General features: G+C 62.8%; 14 protein-coding genes. 12 read left to right on the top strand and 2 right to left on the bottom strand.

Annotated elements, in window-relative coordinates:
• The 3 genes from J7548_RS10095 (at window position 1) to J7548_RS10085 (ending at window position 2,498) form a co-directional block, all read left to right on the top strand.
• A complete protein-coding gene (locus tag J7548_RS10095; protein ID WP_290974032.1) occupies window positions 1–666 on the top strand; it encodes a protein-L-isoaspartate O-methyltransferase in 666 nt (221 codons plus the stop codon).
• 8 nt (window positions 667–674) lie between these two features.
• Complete coding sequence (locus tag J7548_RS10090; protein ID WP_290974029.1) at window positions 675–998, top strand: rhodanese-like domain-containing protein; 324 nt, start codon at window positions 675–677, stop codon at window positions 996–998.
• A 195-nt stretch (window positions 999–1,193) separates the two neighbouring features.
• On the top strand, window positions 1,194–2,498 hold the full coding sequence (locus tag J7548_RS10085) for a TolC family outer membrane protein (protein ID WP_290974027.1): 1,305 nt from the start codon (window positions 1,194–1,196) through the stop codon (window positions 2,496–2,498).
• Between the two features lie 22 nt (window positions 2,499–2,520).
• Here the strand turns inward: J7548_RS10085 and J7548_RS10080 are convergent, their stop codons facing one another.
• Together J7548_RS10080 and J7548_RS10075 are read right to left on the bottom strand one after the other, a co-directional pair.
• Complete coding sequence (locus tag J7548_RS10080) at window positions 2,521–3,162, bottom strand: TetR family transcriptional regulator (protein ID WP_290974025.1); 642 nt, start codon at window positions 3,160–3,162, stop codon at window positions 2,521–2,523.
• Between the two features lies 1 nt (window position 3,163).
• Window positions 3,164–3,517, bottom strand: a complete 354-nt coding sequence (locus J7548_RS10075) for a hypothetical protein (RefSeq protein ID WP_290974022.1) — start codon at window positions 3,515–3,517, stop codon at window positions 3,164–3,166.
• A gap of 287 nt (window positions 3,518–3,804) precedes the next feature.
• Between J7548_RS10075 and J7548_RS10070 the strand changes: the two genes are divergently transcribed.
• The 9 genes from J7548_RS10070 (at window position 3,805) to lhgO (ending at window position 15,994) form a co-directional block, all read left to right on the top strand.
• Window positions 3,805–4,980, top strand: coding sequence for an efflux RND transporter periplasmic adaptor subunit (locus J7548_RS10070; RefSeq protein ID WP_290974019.1), 1,176 nt, complete (start codon window positions 3,805–3,807; stop codon window positions 4,978–4,980).
• An 11-nt stretch (window positions 4,981–4,991) separates the two neighbouring features.
• On the top strand, window positions 4,992–8,153 hold the full coding sequence (locus tag J7548_RS10065; protein ID WP_290974016.1) for an efflux RND transporter permease subunit: 3,162 nt from the start codon (window positions 4,992–4,994) through the stop codon (window positions 8,151–8,153).
• Window positions 8,146–9,597: an AdeC/AdeK/OprM family multidrug efflux complex outer membrane factor gene (adeC, locus tag J7548_RS10060; RefSeq protein ID WP_290974922.1), complete on the top strand. Its 1,452-nt coding sequence runs from the start codon at window positions 8,146–8,148 to the stop codon at window positions 9,595–9,597. Before J7548_RS10065 ends, adeC begins: the two co-directional genes overlap by 8 nt.
• A gap of 189 nt (window positions 9,598–9,786) precedes the next feature.
• The gene (gene rfaH, locus J7548_RS10055) at window positions 9,787–10,284 is read left to right on the top strand and encodes a transcription/translation regulatory transformer protein RfaH (RefSeq protein WP_290974014.1); all 498 of its coding nucleotides are present in this window, start codon (window positions 9,787–9,789) and stop codon (window positions 10,282–10,284) included.
• A 430-nt stretch (window positions 10,285–10,714) separates the two neighbouring features.
• Window positions 10,715–12,013: a nucleotide sugar dehydrogenase gene (locus tag J7548_RS10050; protein WP_290974011.1), complete on the top strand. Its 1,299-nt coding sequence runs from the start codon at window positions 10,715–10,717 to the stop codon at window positions 12,011–12,013.
• Between the two features lie 26 nt (window positions 12,014–12,039).
• On the top strand, window positions 12,040–13,095 hold the full coding sequence (locus tag J7548_RS10045; protein WP_290974009.1) for a Gfo/Idh/MocA family oxidoreductase: 1,056 nt from the start codon (window positions 12,040–12,042) through the stop codon (window positions 13,093–13,095).
• Window positions 13,096–13,097: 2 nt separating this feature from the next.
• Complete coding sequence (locus tag J7548_RS10040) at window positions 13,098–13,673, top strand: acyltransferase (RefSeq protein WP_290974006.1); 576 nt, start codon at window positions 13,098–13,100, stop codon at window positions 13,671–13,673.
• Between the two features lie 9 nt (window positions 13,674–13,682).
• Complete coding sequence (locus J7548_RS10035) at window positions 13,683–14,774, top strand: DegT/DnrJ/EryC1/StrS family aminotransferase (protein WP_290974921.1); 1,092 nt, start codon at window positions 13,683–13,685, stop codon at window positions 14,772–14,774.
• A 5-nt stretch (window positions 14,775–14,779) separates the two neighbouring features.
• Window positions 14,780–15,994, top strand: coding sequence for an L-2-hydroxyglutarate oxidase (lhgO, locus tag J7548_RS10030; RefSeq protein ID WP_290974003.1), 1,215 nt, complete (start codon window positions 14,780–14,782; stop codon window positions 15,992–15,994).

Raw genomic sequence — 15,994 nt, 5'->3', positions numbered from 1 at the left:
ATGAATATCGAACAAGCCCGCTTCAACATGATCGAACAGCAAATCCGCCCCTGGAACGTGCTGGCGCAGGATGTTTTGGACCTGCTGACGGTCGTCAAGCGTGAAGATTTCGTCCCGGCCGCGTACCGCAACCTGGCCTTCTTCGATACCGAAATCCCGCTGCCGGGCGGCGAAAACATGCTGGCGCCCAAGATCGAGGCGCGCATCCTGCAGGAAGCCAACGTCAAGAAACACGAATACGTGCTGGAAATCGGCGCCGGTTCGGGCTACATGGCGGCACTGCTGGCGCACAAGGCGCGCCACGTGACCACCGTCGAAATTTCGCCGGAACTCAAGGCGCTGGCCGAGCAGAACCTGTCGGACTACGGCGTGGCCAACGTCGACGTGCAACTGGGCAACGGCGCGCAGGGCTGGACCGGCGCCGACGGCAAGGCCGGCGAATACGACGTGATCGTGATCTCCGGCTCGCTGCCGTTCCTGCCGGAAGGCTTCGGCAAGCAACTGAAAGTCGGCGGCCGCCTGCTGGCCATCGTCGGCACCGCGCCGGTGATGGAACTGAAACTCATCACCCGCACCTCCGAACAACACTTCGACACCGTCAACGTGGTGGAAACGCTGGCCAAGCCCCTGCACGCAGCCGCCGCGCCCTCCCACTTTACCTTCTAGGAATCTTTATGGAGCACATCACCGCCCCGGACCTGGCCGCCTGGATCGCCGATCCCGACCGCCCTACCCCTCTGCTGCTGGATGTGCGCGAACCCTGGGAACACCACACCTGCAGCATCGAAGGATCGCAACTGATCCCGATGAACACGATTCCCGGGCGCTTTTCCGAACTGGATGAAGCGCAGCCCGTGGTCTGCATCTGCCATCACGGCGGGCGCAGCATGCAAGTCGCGGCGTTCCTCGAACGCCAGGGCTTTGCCAAGGTCATCAACCTGACCGGCGGCGTCCACGCCTGGGCCAACCAGGTCGACCCGTCCATGCCGACGTACTGAGCCCGATGCGCCTGCCCCTCGTCCGGGGCGGGCGCAGCAAGCGGCAGGCAACTTCCGGCGGATTTCCCCGTTTCCCTTTGCAACGCCCCGCATGCGCGAGGCTCGCACTCCTTCCGCCCGACGCCGGCCCGGCCGCGCCGATGCACTTGCATTCCCAACGTTTGTTTAGTCCTGTTCCGCCCGGAGAAACCGTCCATGCGCCGTACCCTGCTCGCTTCCCTGATGGCCGCCGGCCTGGCCCTGCATGCCGCCGCCGGCGCCGCCGACCTGCTGCAGGTCTACCAGCTCGCGCTGGCCAATGACCCGGTCTACACCAGCGCGCGCTACGCCCTCACGGCCGGGCGCGAGAAGGAAACCCAGGGGCGCGCCGGCCTGCTGCCGAACATCGGCGTGGGCGGCAGCTATACCCGTTCGGACGAGAATTTCGACAGCTCGGCCAACAGCTACGCGCTGCAACTGACCCAGCCGCTGTTCCGCCTGGCCAACTGGGAAAGCTACAAGCAGGGCAAGCTCTCGGTCGCCGCCAGCGAGGCGCAGTTCGCGCAAGCGCAGCAGGACCTGATCCTGCGCGTGGGCCAGGCCTATTTCGACGTGCTGGCGGCGCAGGACGCGCTGTCCTTCCTGGGCGCGCAAAAGATCGCTATCTCGGAACAACTGGCCTCGGCCAAGCGCAATTTCGAGATTGGCACCTCGACCATCACCGACACCAACGAAGCCCAGGCCCGCTACGACCTGGCCAATGCGCAGGAAATCGCGGCCCGGAACGACCTCGACGTGGCGCTGGCCAGGCTGCAGCAGATCATCGGCCAGGCGCCGGCGCCGCTGGCGGTGCTGCGCGGCAACGTCAAGCTCGCGCCGCCGCAGCCGGCGCAGATCGACACCTGGATCGCCAGCGCCCAATCCGACAATTACGGCGTGGTGGCGCAGCAGGTGGCGCTCGAGATCGCGCAAAGCGAGATCAAGCGCAACCGCGCCGGCCACGCGCCGACGGTGGACCTGGTGGCGGCGCGCAACTTCACCGACCAGAAGAGCGTGCGCACGCCCTACCTGAACGGGCGCGGCTACAGCAATTCGATCGGGGTGCAGTGGAATATCCCGCTGTTCTCCGGCTTTGCCACCGGCAGCAAGGTGGATGAGGCGGTGGCGCTGGCCGACAAGGCGCGCTCCGACCTCGACAATGCGCGCCGCACGGCCGTGCTCAATGCGCGCCAGGCCTACCTGGGCGTGGCTAACGGCTTGTCGCAGGTGAAGGCGTATGAGGCGGCGGAAGTGTCGAGCCAGTCGTCGCTGGACTCCAACAAGCTGGGCTACCAGGTCGGCGTGCGCATCAACATCGACGTGCTCAATGCGCAACAGCAGTTGTATTCGACCCGGCGCGACCTGTCCCGGGCACGCTACGACACGCTGATGAACGGTTTGAAACTGAAGGCGGCGGCCGGCGCGCTGCGCGAGGAAGACCTGGCGCGGATCAATGCGCTGCTGACCGCGCCGCCTCAATAAGAATCAAACGGCAAGGAGCCGGTCAAGCCTCGGGATTTTGCAGCGAAGGCGCGATCTTGAGGGCATGCAGCGAAGCGGCCAGGATCTGCTCGCCGTCCTTGACCAGGTCGAAGCTGTCCGGCGCGAAGAACCAGTCGGCCAGCAAGCCGCTGAAGATCGAATGCGCCATCTGGCGCGCCAGGCGGATGTTGAGCGTGGCCGGCAACTGCCCGCGCGCGATGGCGTTGGCGAGGATCTGCCCCAGGCGCAGCATGCCGTCGGCATGGCATTCGCGCTGCCGCACCAGGATCGGGTCGTTATGGTCGGCGAATTCGCACTTGTTATAGATGATGTCGAACACCCGGCGGCAATGCTCGTCGGTGGCCGCCAGCGTCAGCACGTAGACGCCGCTGCGCAGGAACTGCCCGAGCGGGTCGGCCACCTGCGGGCTGGCGTTTTCTTCCAGCACCGCTTCCATCGGCAGCGTCACCCGTTCGCACATGGCGTCGAACAGGTCGCTCTTGTTCTTGAAGTGCCAGTAGATGGCGCCGCGCGTGACGTCGGCCGCCTTGGCCACGTCGGCCAGCGACGTGTGAGAGACGCCGCGCTCATGGAATACCAGCTCGGCGGCATCCAGGATGCGCGAGCGCGTTTCCAGCGCTTCTTCCTTGGTCGAGCGGGCCATGTCAGCTCCTTGCGCCGGCGGCCGGCGCGAAAACAGGGGCGAAAAGAGGAATCTGGTTCATGGCAAGGCCTGCGATGCTTGATGTAATGGAAGAAAAAAGCGGTGCCGCCACCTTCGGATCGGCATCGATGCTGCAGCCGCACAACGGATTTGGGCAAACCGCGACAGTATGCAGCTTCTGCCGGGGCGCTACCACTCTGTGTCCGCGCGACAACATTGGCCGCGACGACGCGGCGCCGGGCCAGCCCACCCGGATGAAGCGGATGGCCGCACGCGCGAGGATTCCGGCTCGGTTCTTGACTGGCGGAAATGGCGTAAAAACGGCATGATTCATAAAATGCAAGGAATCGCTCATATTTTGCTACGCCTATTTCAACAAGTTTGATAAATTACTACGGAGCATCCGGCACATACATACATTCACGAATGTATGTATAATAGCACCCGCTTCGAGTCCCTGCCGTAAATCAACCGCAAAAAGATGACTGCTTCTGCCGGGAAGCCAGCAGTTTCTTTTTTGCCCTGCAACAACCAATGTCTTGGTCCACATCTCGCAACCAGGCGAGATCGCAACATCTGCTTCATCGAATTCGTTTCATTGCCGCCACGGCGGCTCCACTTTTACTTTCGTGCGAGATATCTATGAGCTCAGTCAGTCGTTTCACGCGTCTTACCATGACCGTCGCAATCGCTGCCGCCCTGGCCGCCTGCGGACAAAAACCTGCCGCCGGCCCAGGCGGCGGCATGCCGCCGTCGGCCGTCTCGGTCATCACCGTGGCGCCCCAGCGCATCGCCATCACCAATGAACTGCCGGGCCGCCTTGAGGCGTATCGCGTGGCCCAGGTCCGCGCGCGCGTGGCCGGCATCGTGCAAAAGCGCGTGTTCAAGGAAGGCAGCGAGGTCAAGGAAGGCCAGGTGCTGTTCAAGATCGACCCGGCCCAATACCAGGCCACCTACGACAATGCCAAGGCCACGCTGACCCAGACCACCCTGAAGGCGCAGCGCTACAAACCGCTGGTGGAAGTCAACGCCGTCTCCAAGCAGGAATATGACGACGCCGTCGCCGCCCAGCAGCAAGCCGAGGCGGCGGTACGCATCGCCGCGCTGAACCTGGGCTACGCCACCGTGACCTCGCCCATCTCCGGCCGCATCGGCCGCGCGCTGGTGACCGAGGGCGCGCTGGTGGGCCAGGGCGACGCCACGCAACTGGCGCTGGTGCAGCAGCTCGACCCGATCTACGTCAACGTGACCCAGTCCAGCGCCGACATGCTCAAGCTGCAGCAGGCGATGGCCAGCGGCCAGTTGAAGAGCGTGGGCGAGAACAAGGCCAGCGTCACGCTGGTGCTGGAAAACGGCCAGCCCTACCCGCTGCCGGGCAAGCTGCTGTTCTCCGACGTCACGGTCGACGAAGCCACCGGCTCGGTCTCGCTGCGCGCCGAATTCCCCAACCCCAAGCGCGTGCTGCTGCCGGGTACCTACGTGCGTACCAAGATTGAACAGGCAGTAGACGAACAGGCGCTGGTGGTGCCGCAGCAAGCCGTCATGCGCGACCTCAATGGTGCGTCCGTGTTCGTGGTCGGCGCCGATGACAAGGTGGCGGTGCGTCCGGTCAAGACCGGTTCGGCGCAAGGCAACAACTGGCAGATTCTCGATGGCCTGAAAGAAGGCGACCGCGTGATCGTCGAAGGCCTGCAAAAGGTCAAGCCGGGTGCGCCTGTGAAGCCGGTGCAATGGAATCCCGCGGGCGCCGCGCCGCAAAGCCAATCGGGCCAGCCGGCCCAGCAAGGTGCGGCGGGCGCCCAAACGAAAGCTAACTAAGAGGCTGCCAGATGGGAAAGTTCTTTATTGATCGCCCCGTTTTCGCGTGGGTGTTGGCCATCTTCATCATGTTGGCCGGGGCATTGGCGATCACCGGCTTGCCGGTGGCCCAGTACCCCAGCATCGCGCCGCCCACCATCGTGGTGACGGCCAATTATCCGGGCGCGACCGCCCAGACCCTGGACGATTCGGTGACCAGCCTGATCGAACAGGAAATGAACGGCGCCGACGGCTTGCAGTACGTGGAATCGCAAAGCCAGGCCAATGGCCAGGTGCAGATCACCATCACCTTCTCGCCGGAAACCAACCCCGACCTGGCTGCGGTGGACGTACAGAACCGCCTGAAGCGCGTGGAAGCGCGCCTGCCGGCGGCGGTGACGCAGCAAGGCGTGCAGGTGACCAAGTCGCGCAGCAACTTCCTGCTGTTCATCGCGCTGTCGTCGAGCGACGGCAAGCTCGACCCGGTGGCGCTGGGCGACTACCTGTCGCGTAACGTCCTGAACGAAGTCAAGCGCGTGCCGGGCGTGGGCCAGGCGCAGCTGTTCGGCACCGAGCGCGCCATGCGCATCTGGATCGACCCGAACAAGCTGATCGGCCTGAACCTGACGCCGGGTGACGTGACGGCGGCCATCACCGCGCAGAACGCGCTGGTGGCCGGCGGCACCCTGGGCGCGCTGCCCAGCACCAGTTCGCAGCAGATCACGGCGACCGTGGTGGTCAACGGCCAGCTCACCTCGCCCGAGCAGTTCGGCGACATCGTCCTGCGCGCCAACAGCAACGGCTCCTCGGTGCGCCTGCGCGACGTGGCCCGCATCGAAGTCGGCGGCCAGACCTACGACACCTCCGGCCGCCTGGACGGCCAGCCAAGCTCGTTCATCGGCGTGCAGCTCTCGCCCACCGCCAACGCGCTGGGCACCGCCACCGCCGTGCACAAGAAGATGGCCGAACTGTCCAAGTATTTCCCGGCCGGCGTGAAGTACACCATCCCCTACGACACCTCCAAGTTCGTCAAAATCTCGATCGAGGAAGTGGTCAAGACCCTGATCGAAGCGATCGTGCTGGTGTTCCTGGTGATGTTCCTGTTCCTGCAGAACATCCGCTACACCATCATCCCGACGGTGGTGGTGCCGGTGGCGCTGCTGGGCACCTTCGCCACGCTGCTGGTGTTCGGCTTCTCGATCAACGTGCTGACCATGTTCGGCATGGTGCTGGCGATCGGTATCCTGGTCGACGATGCGATCGTGGTGGTGGAAAACGTCGAGCGCATCATGAGCGAGGAAGGCTTGTCGCCGCCTGAAGCCACGCGCAAGGCGATGGGCCAGATCAGCGGCGCGCTGATCGGCATCACGCTGGTGCTGATCGCGGTGTTCATCCCGATGGCCTTCTTCGGCGGCGCCGTGGGCGCGATCTATCGCCAGTTCTCGCTGTCGATGGTGGCTTCGATGGTGTTCTCGGTGCTGATGGCGTTCACGCTGACGCCGGCGCTGTGCGCGACCATCCTCAAACCCGTGGAAAAGGGCCACCACCACGAGAAGAAGGGCTTCTTCGGCTGGTTCAACCGCAGGTTCAACAGCACCGCCGGCGCCTACCAGGGCCTGATCGGCCGCATGCTGACCAAGGCCGGCCGCTACATGATCGTCTACGCGATCATCGTGGCCTGCGTGGGCCTGCTGTATGTGCGCCTGCCGGCGTCCTTCCTGCCCAACGAAGACCAGGGCTACATCATCACCAACATCCAGTTGCCGCCGGGCGCCAGCACGGCGCGCACGACCGCGGTGGTGAAGCAGGTGGAAGACTACTTCCTGAAGGAACCGGCGGTCGAACACGCCATCGCGGTGCTGGGCTTCTCGTTCTCGGGTAACGGCCAGAACGCCGCGCTGGTGTTCACGCCGCTGAAGGACTGGTCCGAACGCAACAAGTCGCAGTCCGCCGACGCCATCGCCGGCAAGGCCTTCGGCGCGTTCATGCAGATCAAGGACGCGATCGTGTTCCCGCTGAACCCGCCGCCGATCCCGGAACTGGGTAACGCCACCGGTTTCACCTTCCGCCTGCAAGACCGTGCCGGCCTCGGCCACGCGGCGCTGGTGCAAGCCCGCAACCAGATCCTGGGCATGGCCTCGCAAAGCAAGGTGCTGGCCGGCGTGCGTCCGGAAGGCCTGGAAGACGCGCCGCAGCTGCAACTGGACATCGACCGCGACAAGGCCAATGCGCTTGGCGTGCCGTTCTCCTCGATCAACAGCGTGCTGTCGACCGCCCTGGGTTCGTCGTATGTGAACGACTTCCCCAACCAGGGCCGCCAGCAGCGCGTGATCGTGCAGGCCGACGCCAAGCGTCGCCTGCAGCCGGAAGACCTGGTCAACCTGTACGCCAAGAACTCCGCCGGCACCATGGTCCCGTTCTCGTCCTTCGTGACCGCGAAATGGATCAACGGTCCGGTGCAGCTGGTCCGCTACAACGGCTATCCGGCCATGAAGATCGCCGGCGGCGCAGCGCCGGGCCGCAGCACCGGCGAAGCGATGGCCGAGATGGAATCGTTCGTGGCCAAGCTGCCGGAAGGCTTCGGCTTCGAATGGACCGGCCAGTCGCTGGAAGAAAAGACCTCCGGCAACCAGGCGCCGGCGCTGTACGCGCTGTCGCTGATCGCCGTGTTCCTGGTGCTGGCGGCCTTGTATGAAAGCACCTCGATTCCGCTGGCGGTGATGCTGGTGGTGCCGCTGGGTATCCTCGGCGCGCTCTTGGGCGTGACGCTGCGCGCCATGCCCAACGACGTGTACTTCAAGGTGGGCATGATCGCGGTGGTGGGCTTGTCGGCCAAGAACGCGATCCTGATCATCGAGTTCGCCAAGGACCTGCAGGCGCAAGGCATGGGCCTGATCGAAGCGACGCTGGAAGCGGTGCACCTGCGCTTCCGTCCGATCATCATGACCTCGCTGGCCTTCATCCTCGGTGTGCTGCCGCTGGCGATCGCCTCCGGCGCCGGCTCCGCCAGCCAGCGCGCGATCGGCACCGGCGTCATGGGCGGCATGATCACCGCCACCGTGCTGGCCGTGTTCCTGGTGCCGATCTTCTTCGTGGTCGTGCGCAAACTGTTCAAGGGCAGCGAGCGTCAGCACAAGTTCGACGCTGAACACTCCCCCAAGATTAATGTGGAGAAACACAATGACAATGGCTAATCTGTCGATGCCGCGCCCGCCCCGCTTGCTGCAACTGTGCGCAGCGCTGGCGCTGGCCGGCGTACTGGGGGGCTGCTCGCTGGCCCCCACCTATGAGCGCCCGCAGGCGCCGGTTGAAACAAGCTACCCGGCCAAGGCCGAAGGCAACAAGGAACTCGAGGCGGTCAACCTGGGCTGGCGCCAGTTCTTCCCCGACCAGCGCCTGCAATCGCTGATCGCCGCCGCGCTGGAAAACAACCGCGACCTGCGCACCGCGGCGCTCAATATCGAAGAGGCGCGCGCGCAATACCAGATCACTCGCGCCGACCTGCTGCCGAACCTGAACGTCACCGGCTCGGCGGCACGCAGCCGCACCGCGGCCAGCCAATCGCTGACCGGCCAGCCGTTCATCAGCAACAGCTACCAGGTCGGCCTGGCGGTGCCGGCCTATGAGCTGGACTTCTTCGGCCGCGTGCGCAGCCTGAAGGACGCCGCATTGGCGACTTATCTTTCCACCGAGGAAGCCCAGAAGTCGGCGCAGATCAGCCTGGTCGCCCAGGTAGCGCAGGCTTACCTGACCGAACGCTCCTACGCCGAGCAATTGCTGCTGGCCGAACAGACGCTGCAGTCGCGCCAAGCCAACATCGAACTGGCGCAAAAGCGCTTCGACGTGGGCGCCGCCTCGGCGCTGGACTTGCGTCTGTCGCAAACGCTGGTGGAATCGGCCCGGGTCGCCAAGACCCAACTGGAGCGCCAGCGCGCCCAGGCTGAGAACGCGTTGACGCTGCTGGTCGGCAAGAAGGTCGCCGACCTGCCACCGGCGCAATTGCTGTCGGATGAAAAGATCGTCACCGACATCCCGGCCGGCCTGCCCTCGGACCTGCTGACCAACCGCCCCGACATCCGCTCGGCCGAACAAAGCCTGATGGCCGCCAATGCCAACATCGGCGCCGCGCGCGCAGCGTTCTTCCCGAAGATCAGCCTGACCGGCAGCTTCGGCAGCGCCAGCAGCACGCTGGGCGGCCTGTTCGAATCGGGCTCTGGCGCCTGGAGTTTCGGCCCGTCGCTGTCGCTGCCGATCTTCGACTTCGGCCGCAACAGCGCCAACCTAGACCTGGCCGAAGTGCGCAAGAACAAGGCCGTGGTGACGTATGAGAAGACCATCCAGACCGCCTTCCGCGAAGTGGCCGACGCATTGGTCGCCCGCGGCAGCCTGGACGACCAGGTCAAGGCGCAGGAAGCTTTCCTGAATGCACAGCAGGAACGGCTGAAGCTGACCGACCTGCGTTTCAAGAACGGCATTTCTTCTTCGCTTGACCAGTTGGATGCGCAGCGTGATCTGTTCTCGGCGCAGCAGGCGTTGATTCAGGCGCGGCAGTTGCGGTTGAATAATGCCATTGACTTGTACAAGGCCTTGGGGGGTGGGTTGAATGAGAATTCGGTGAGTGTGGCGGCGAAGCAGTAAACCTTCACCGCCTGCCCGGCAAAATACCCCGGCTCCAGCCGGGGTATTTTTTTGGCATTAGGAACCTGCGCCGGATTTCAACAAAATTCAATACAACACCCCGGTGTCCCACGCAGGCCATATCCCGAATCCCGAGAATAAGCTGGGTTAAAATACAGCCTTGAAGGATTGGCTGACCGGGAGGCGGTGATGCATTGGTACCTTGTTCATACAAAACCAAAACAAGAAAAATGTGCGTTGCAGAACCTGGAGCAGCAAGGCTACCAATGCTATCTGCCGATGCTGCGCGAAGAAAAAGTACGCCATGAAAATATTTGCATCGTGGAAAATCCACTATTTCCTCGCTATCTCTTCGTCCGGCTTGGCCTCGGCCCCACCGCCAAAAGCTGGCAGCCGATCCGCTCGACCAAGGGCGTCAGCCGCCTCGTGACATTCGGTACCGAACCGGCAAGGATTGACGATGGCCTGATCGAGGGCCTGCGTGCCCAAGAATCCGCCCACAACACCCACCCTCTATCGCTATTCGCTCAGGGCCAGAGCGTGCGCCTCACACGCGGCGCCTTTGCCGGCATCGAAGGCATCTACCAGATGGCTGATGGAGAGCGTCGCGCAATGGTGCTCATCGAGTTCCTCAGCAAACCCATCCGCGTAAGCATTCCCGTCGGCCATCTGGTCAGGGTTATCTGATCGAAGAATTGCATTTTGGCAATGTTGCTCGCTGGGATGCCAGCATTTTCAAACCCCACTGGATATGGCAAAATTCCGTCAGGCCTTGCTGTACCCCGTTTCTCGGCCCATTCTGTCGCGTTTTTAATCCCGTGTGCTGATGATTCGGCATGCGGTAGCCTACCCGAATCACTTTCACAAAAAAGATGGGAGGCACCTGCGGCCTCATGAACGACGCGCCTGAAACCCAATAATTTCTTATGCTCATTGCCCTGCGCCACCTTTGGGAATATCCGGTTCCGCTCATCCTAATTGCGGCCGCCCTCGGCCAGGACGCACTGCGTTAAGCAGGGAGCAGCCTCTCCCCCGTCCAATTCTCGCCAGATCGAATCTTTGCATGCCTGGACCATCGCTTCCGGGCATGTATTGTTACTCCAACAAAGGAAGTTGAATGATTGACATTTTGAACGAAAAGATCGCCATCATCGGCTTAGGCTACGTAGGCCTCCCTCTTGCGGTTGAATTCGGCAAAGTACGCCCTGTCCTCGGCTTCGACATCAATCAGGGGCGCATCAAGGAATTGCGCGCGGGAAAGGACAGTACGCTGGAAGTTACCGCCCAGGATCTGGCGGACGCCAAACAGCTAAGCTATAGCCATGAACAGGCCGACCTGCGCGACTGCGGCGTGTTCATCGTGACCGTCCCGACGCCGATCGACCAGGCCAACCGCCCCGACCTGACCCCGCTGGAAAAGGCCAGCGAAACCGTCGGCCGCGCCATCAAGCGCGGCGCCGTCGTCATCTACGAATCGACGGTCTACCCAGGTTGCACGGAAGAGGTGTGCGTCCCTATTCTTGAGAAAATGTCGGGACTCAAGTTCAACGTGGACTTTTTCTGCGGCTATAGCCCGGAACGCATCAACCCCGGGGACAAGGTCAACACGCTGACCAAAATCCGCAAGATCACCAGCGGTTCCACCCCCGAGGTCGCCAAGGCCGTCGATGCGCTGTATGGCAGCATCATCACCGCCGGCACTTTCAAAGCCACCAGCCTGCGCGTCGCCGAAGCGGCCAAGGTCATCGAGAATACCCAACGCGACCTCAACATCGCCCTGGTCAATGAGCTGTCGGTAATCTTCGCCCGCCTGGGCATCGACACCACTGAAGTGCTGGAAGCCGCCGGCAGCAAATGGAACTTCCTGCCGTTTAAGCCCGGCATGGTCGGCGGGCATTGCATCGGCGTGGACCCCTACTACCTGACGCACAAGGCCGAACAGGTCGGCTATCACCCGCAGGTGATCCTGGCCGGACGCCGCATCAATGACAACATGGCGCGCTACAGCGCCCGCAACGTCGTGCGGCTGATGCTGAAGAACGGTATCGATGTCGCGCGCAGCACGGTCGGCGTACTCGGCGTCACCTTCAAGGAAAACTGCCCTGACATCCGTAACAGCAAGGTCGCCGACTTGGTCGCCGAACTGAAGAACTGGAATGTGAACGTGGTGACGGTCGACCCTTGGGCCGATCCGGAAGAGGTACGGGAAGAATACGGCATCGAACTTGGCCGCATCGACGAGACCAATCCGGTCGATGCGCTGGTGGTCGCCGTCGGCCATAACCAGTTCCGCGAAATCAAGCCCGCCGACCTGCGCAAGCTCTGCAAGAGCGAGCGCCCCGTGCTGGCCGACATCAAGGCCCTGTACGACCGCCATGCCGCAGCCGACGCCGGCTTCACCGTTTTCCGCCTCTAACGATAATCGCAGCCCACGAGCCCAATATGCCCTTTTACGCTCCCATCAAAGACAGAAAAATCCGCATCGCCATCGTTGGCTGCGGCCGTATTTCGCGCAACCACTTCGGTTCCATCGAACAGCACGCCGACAACCTTGAACTAGCCGCAGTATGCGACACCGACCCCGCCACCCTGGCCGAACACGCCGAGCGCTACAAGGTGCCGGCTTATGCCAAGCTGGAAGAAATGCTGGAAAAGGAACGGCTCGATGTGGTCGCCCTGTGCACTCCCAGCGGCATCCACCCCGACCAGGCCGTGACCATCGCCGCGCGCGGCGTGCATGTGATCACTGAAAAACCGATGGCAACCCGTTGGCAGGACGGCGTGCGCATGGTCAAGGCCTGCGACGATGCTGGCGTGCGCCTGTTCGTCGTCAAGCAAAACCGTCGCAATACCACGCTGCAGTTGCTCAAGCGCGCCATCGAGGAAAAGCGCTTCGGCAAGATCCACCTGGTGCACCTGAACGTCTTCTGGACCCGCCCGCAATCGTATTACGACCAGGCGAAATGGCGCGGCACCTGGGAATTCGACGGCGGCGCATTCATGAACCAAGCTAGTCATTACGTCGACCTGCTGGATTGGCTGATCGGCCCCGTCGACAAGATCCAGGCCATGATGAGCACCACCCGCGACATCGAAGTGGAAGACACCGGCGTGCTCAACATCCGCTGGCGCAACGGCGCCCTGGGCTCGATGAGCGTCACCATGCTGACCTATCCGAACAATCTCGAAGGCAGCATCACCATCCTCGGCGAAAAAGGCACGGCGCGCATCGGCGGCGTAGCCGTCAACGATATCCAGCAATGGCAGTTCTCCGAGCCTCGCGACTACGACGCCCAAGTACAGAATGCCAATTACGAAACGACCTCCGTCTACGGCTTCGGCCATCCGCTGTACTACAAGAACGTCGTTGATACCTTGCGCGGCGATACGGAAGCGGAAACCGACGGCCGCGAAGGCCTCAAGTCGCTGGAGCTGCTGATCGCCGCCTACCTGTCCGCGCGCGACGGCCGCACCGTCTCGCTGCCGCTGGAATTCTGAGCATGAGCTACAGCGTCCATCCCAGCGCCATCGTCGACGACGGTGCCCAGATCGGTGAAGGCAGCCGCATCTGGCATTTCGTCCACGTATGCGGCAAAGCCCGCATCGGCAAGAACGTCTCGCTCGGGCAAAACGTCTTCGTCGGCAACAAAGTGACGATCGGCGACAACTGCAAGATCCAGAATAACGTCTCGGTGTATGACAACGTGACGCTGGAAGAGGGCGTGTTCTGCGGCCCGAGCATGGTGTTCACCAACGTCTACAATCCACGTTCCCTGATCGAGCGCAAGAACGAATACCGCGACACCCTGGTCAAGAAAGGCGTCACCCTGGGCGCCAACAGCACCATAGTCTGCGGCGTGACCATCGGCGAATTCGCCTTTATCGGCGCGGGCGCCGTCATCAACCGCGACGTCGCGCCCTATGCCCTGATGGTCGGCGTCCCCGCCCGCCAGATCGGGTGGATGAGCGAATACGGCGAACAGATTCCCCTGCCCATCAGCGGCTCCGGCACCTATACCTGCCCCCATGACGGCTCGCTCTATACACTGAGCGGCAATACCATTACCAAGGCGTAAGACATGTCTATCCCGTTCATCGATCTGAAGACGCAATACCAGGCCCTCAAACCCGCCATCCAGGAACGCATCAACCGCGTCCTGGATCATGGGCAATACATCATGGGGCCGGAAGTGGCCGAACTGGAACAGCGCCTGAGCGCCTACACCGGCGCCAAGCATTGCATCACCGTCGCCAGCGGCACGGAAGCCTTGCTGATCAGCCTGATGGCGCTGGGCGTCGGCCAGGGCGACGAGATCATCACCACGCCGTTCACTTTCGTGGCCACGGCCGAAGTCATCGTACTGCTCGGCGCCGTACCGGTCTTCGTAGACGTCGAAGCGGACACCGGCAACATCGACGCCAAACTGATCGAAGCCGCCATCACCCCGCGCACCAAGGCGATCATGCCGGTCAGCCTGTACGGCCAGCCTGCCGACATGGACGAGATCAACGCCATCGCCGCACGCCACGGCAACATCCCGGTCATCGAGGATGCCGCCCAGAGCTTCGGCGCAGAATACAAGGGCAAGAAGAGCTGTAACCTCAGCACCATCGGCTGCACCAGCTTTTTCCCCAGCAAGCCGCTGGGCTGCTACGGCGACGGCGGCGCCATTTTCACCAACGACGACGCCATTGCGCTGGCTTGCAAGGAAATCCGGGTACACGGCCAAAGCAAGCGTTACGTCCATACGCGCGTCGGCGTGGGCGGCCGCATGGATACCATCCAATGCGCGGTGGTGCTGGCCAAGCTGGACAGGTTCGACTGGGAAATCGAACAGCGCCTGGAAATCGGCCGCCGCTACAATGCCCTGCTCGACGAGCATGGCATCAGCCGCATCGTCCAGCGTGACGACCGCACCAGCGTATTCGCGCAATACACCGTGCTCCATGACAACCGCAGCCAATTGCAAGCGGCATTGGCGGAAAAGGGCATCCCGACCGCGGTCCATTATCCGATTCCGCTCAATGAGCAAAGCGCTTACGCCGGCCGCTGCAAAGGCGCGGCGACCCCGATCTCCCAGCAGTTGGCACAACGGGTAGTGAGCCTGCCCATGGGCGCCGACCTAACGGCCGAACATCAACGCGCAACAGTCGACTGTGTTATCGCGTCCCGCTGAACTTTATGAATAAGAGAGCGGACTTTCTCATCATCGGCGCCGGGATTGTTGGACTGACCATCGGGCGCGAACTCAAGCTGCGCTTTCCCCGGCAATCGGTGCTTGTCCTGGAGAAGGAGCGGGCTCCCGGCCTGCACTCAAGCGGACGCAACAGCGGAGTCCTGCATAGCGGCATCTATTACCCTCCCGGCAGCCTGAAAGCCCAGGTCTGCCGCCAGGGCGCCATTGAAATGGCGGCTTACCATGAAGAACATGGCCTTCCGCTGCGGCGCCTGGGAAAGATTCTGGTCGCCGGCAATGAATTCGACGCCCCGCAGCTGGACCTGCTGGCTGACCGGGCCCGCCAGCATGGCATCCCCATAGAGACGCTGGACGCCGCCCAACTGGCCGAACTGGAGCCCGAGACACGCTCGGTCAATGGACGGGCGCTGCTGGTCCCCTCGACTTCGGTTGGCAGTCCCGGCGCCGTAATGCAAACACTGCTGGAAGAAGTGCGCAAGCTGGGCCTGGAATTGGCGCTTGACAGCAGCATCGTCGCCGTCGATACGAAAAACGGAACAGCCACGACCGACAAGGGCGACGTGATCGGCTTCGGCCATGCGATCAATACCGCAGGCTTGCACGCCGACAGCGTGGCGCACCTGTTCGGCGCGGGAAAACGTTATACGCTGCTCCCGTTCAAGGGTTTGTATTGGAAACTCGACCCGGCAGCGGGATTCAAGATCAACCGCCTGATCTATCCCGTACCCGACCTGCGCGTGCCATTCCTCGGTATCCACACCACGACCACCACGGACGGCACGACTTATCTGGGTCCCACGGCGGTTCCCGCATTCGGCCGAGAGAACTACCACGGCCTCGAGGGCGTGAGCTTGCCGGAATTGTCGCGCATCACGGGCCTGCTGGTACGCCAGTTCAGCGCCGGCCGTGACGGCTTCAGGCGCCTTGCGATGCAAGAAGGCCGCCGCTATTTCAAAAAATGGTTCGCCGAAGCTGCAAGCGCCATCCTGCCGCGCCTGCGCCCCGAACATCTTCTGCCGACCGACAAGGTCGGCATTCGAGCCCAGATGCTGGATACGGAAACCGGCAAGCTGGTCAATGATTTCCTCGTCGAAAGCGGCGAGCGTTCCACGCATGTCCTGAACGCCATCTCCCCCGCATGGACGAGCTCATTTCCGTTTGCGCGTCACGTCTGCGACAACTTCATAGAAAGGAATTGA

The sequence above is a fragment of the Herbaspirillum sp. genome, from assembly GCF_017744395.1.
Classification (GTDB): Bacteria; Pseudomonadota; Gammaproteobacteria; order Burkholderiales; family Burkholderiaceae_D; genus Herbaspirillum.
Note: the sequence above shows the minus strand (reverse complement) of the source record. Positions and strands in the feature narration are given on the sequence as shown.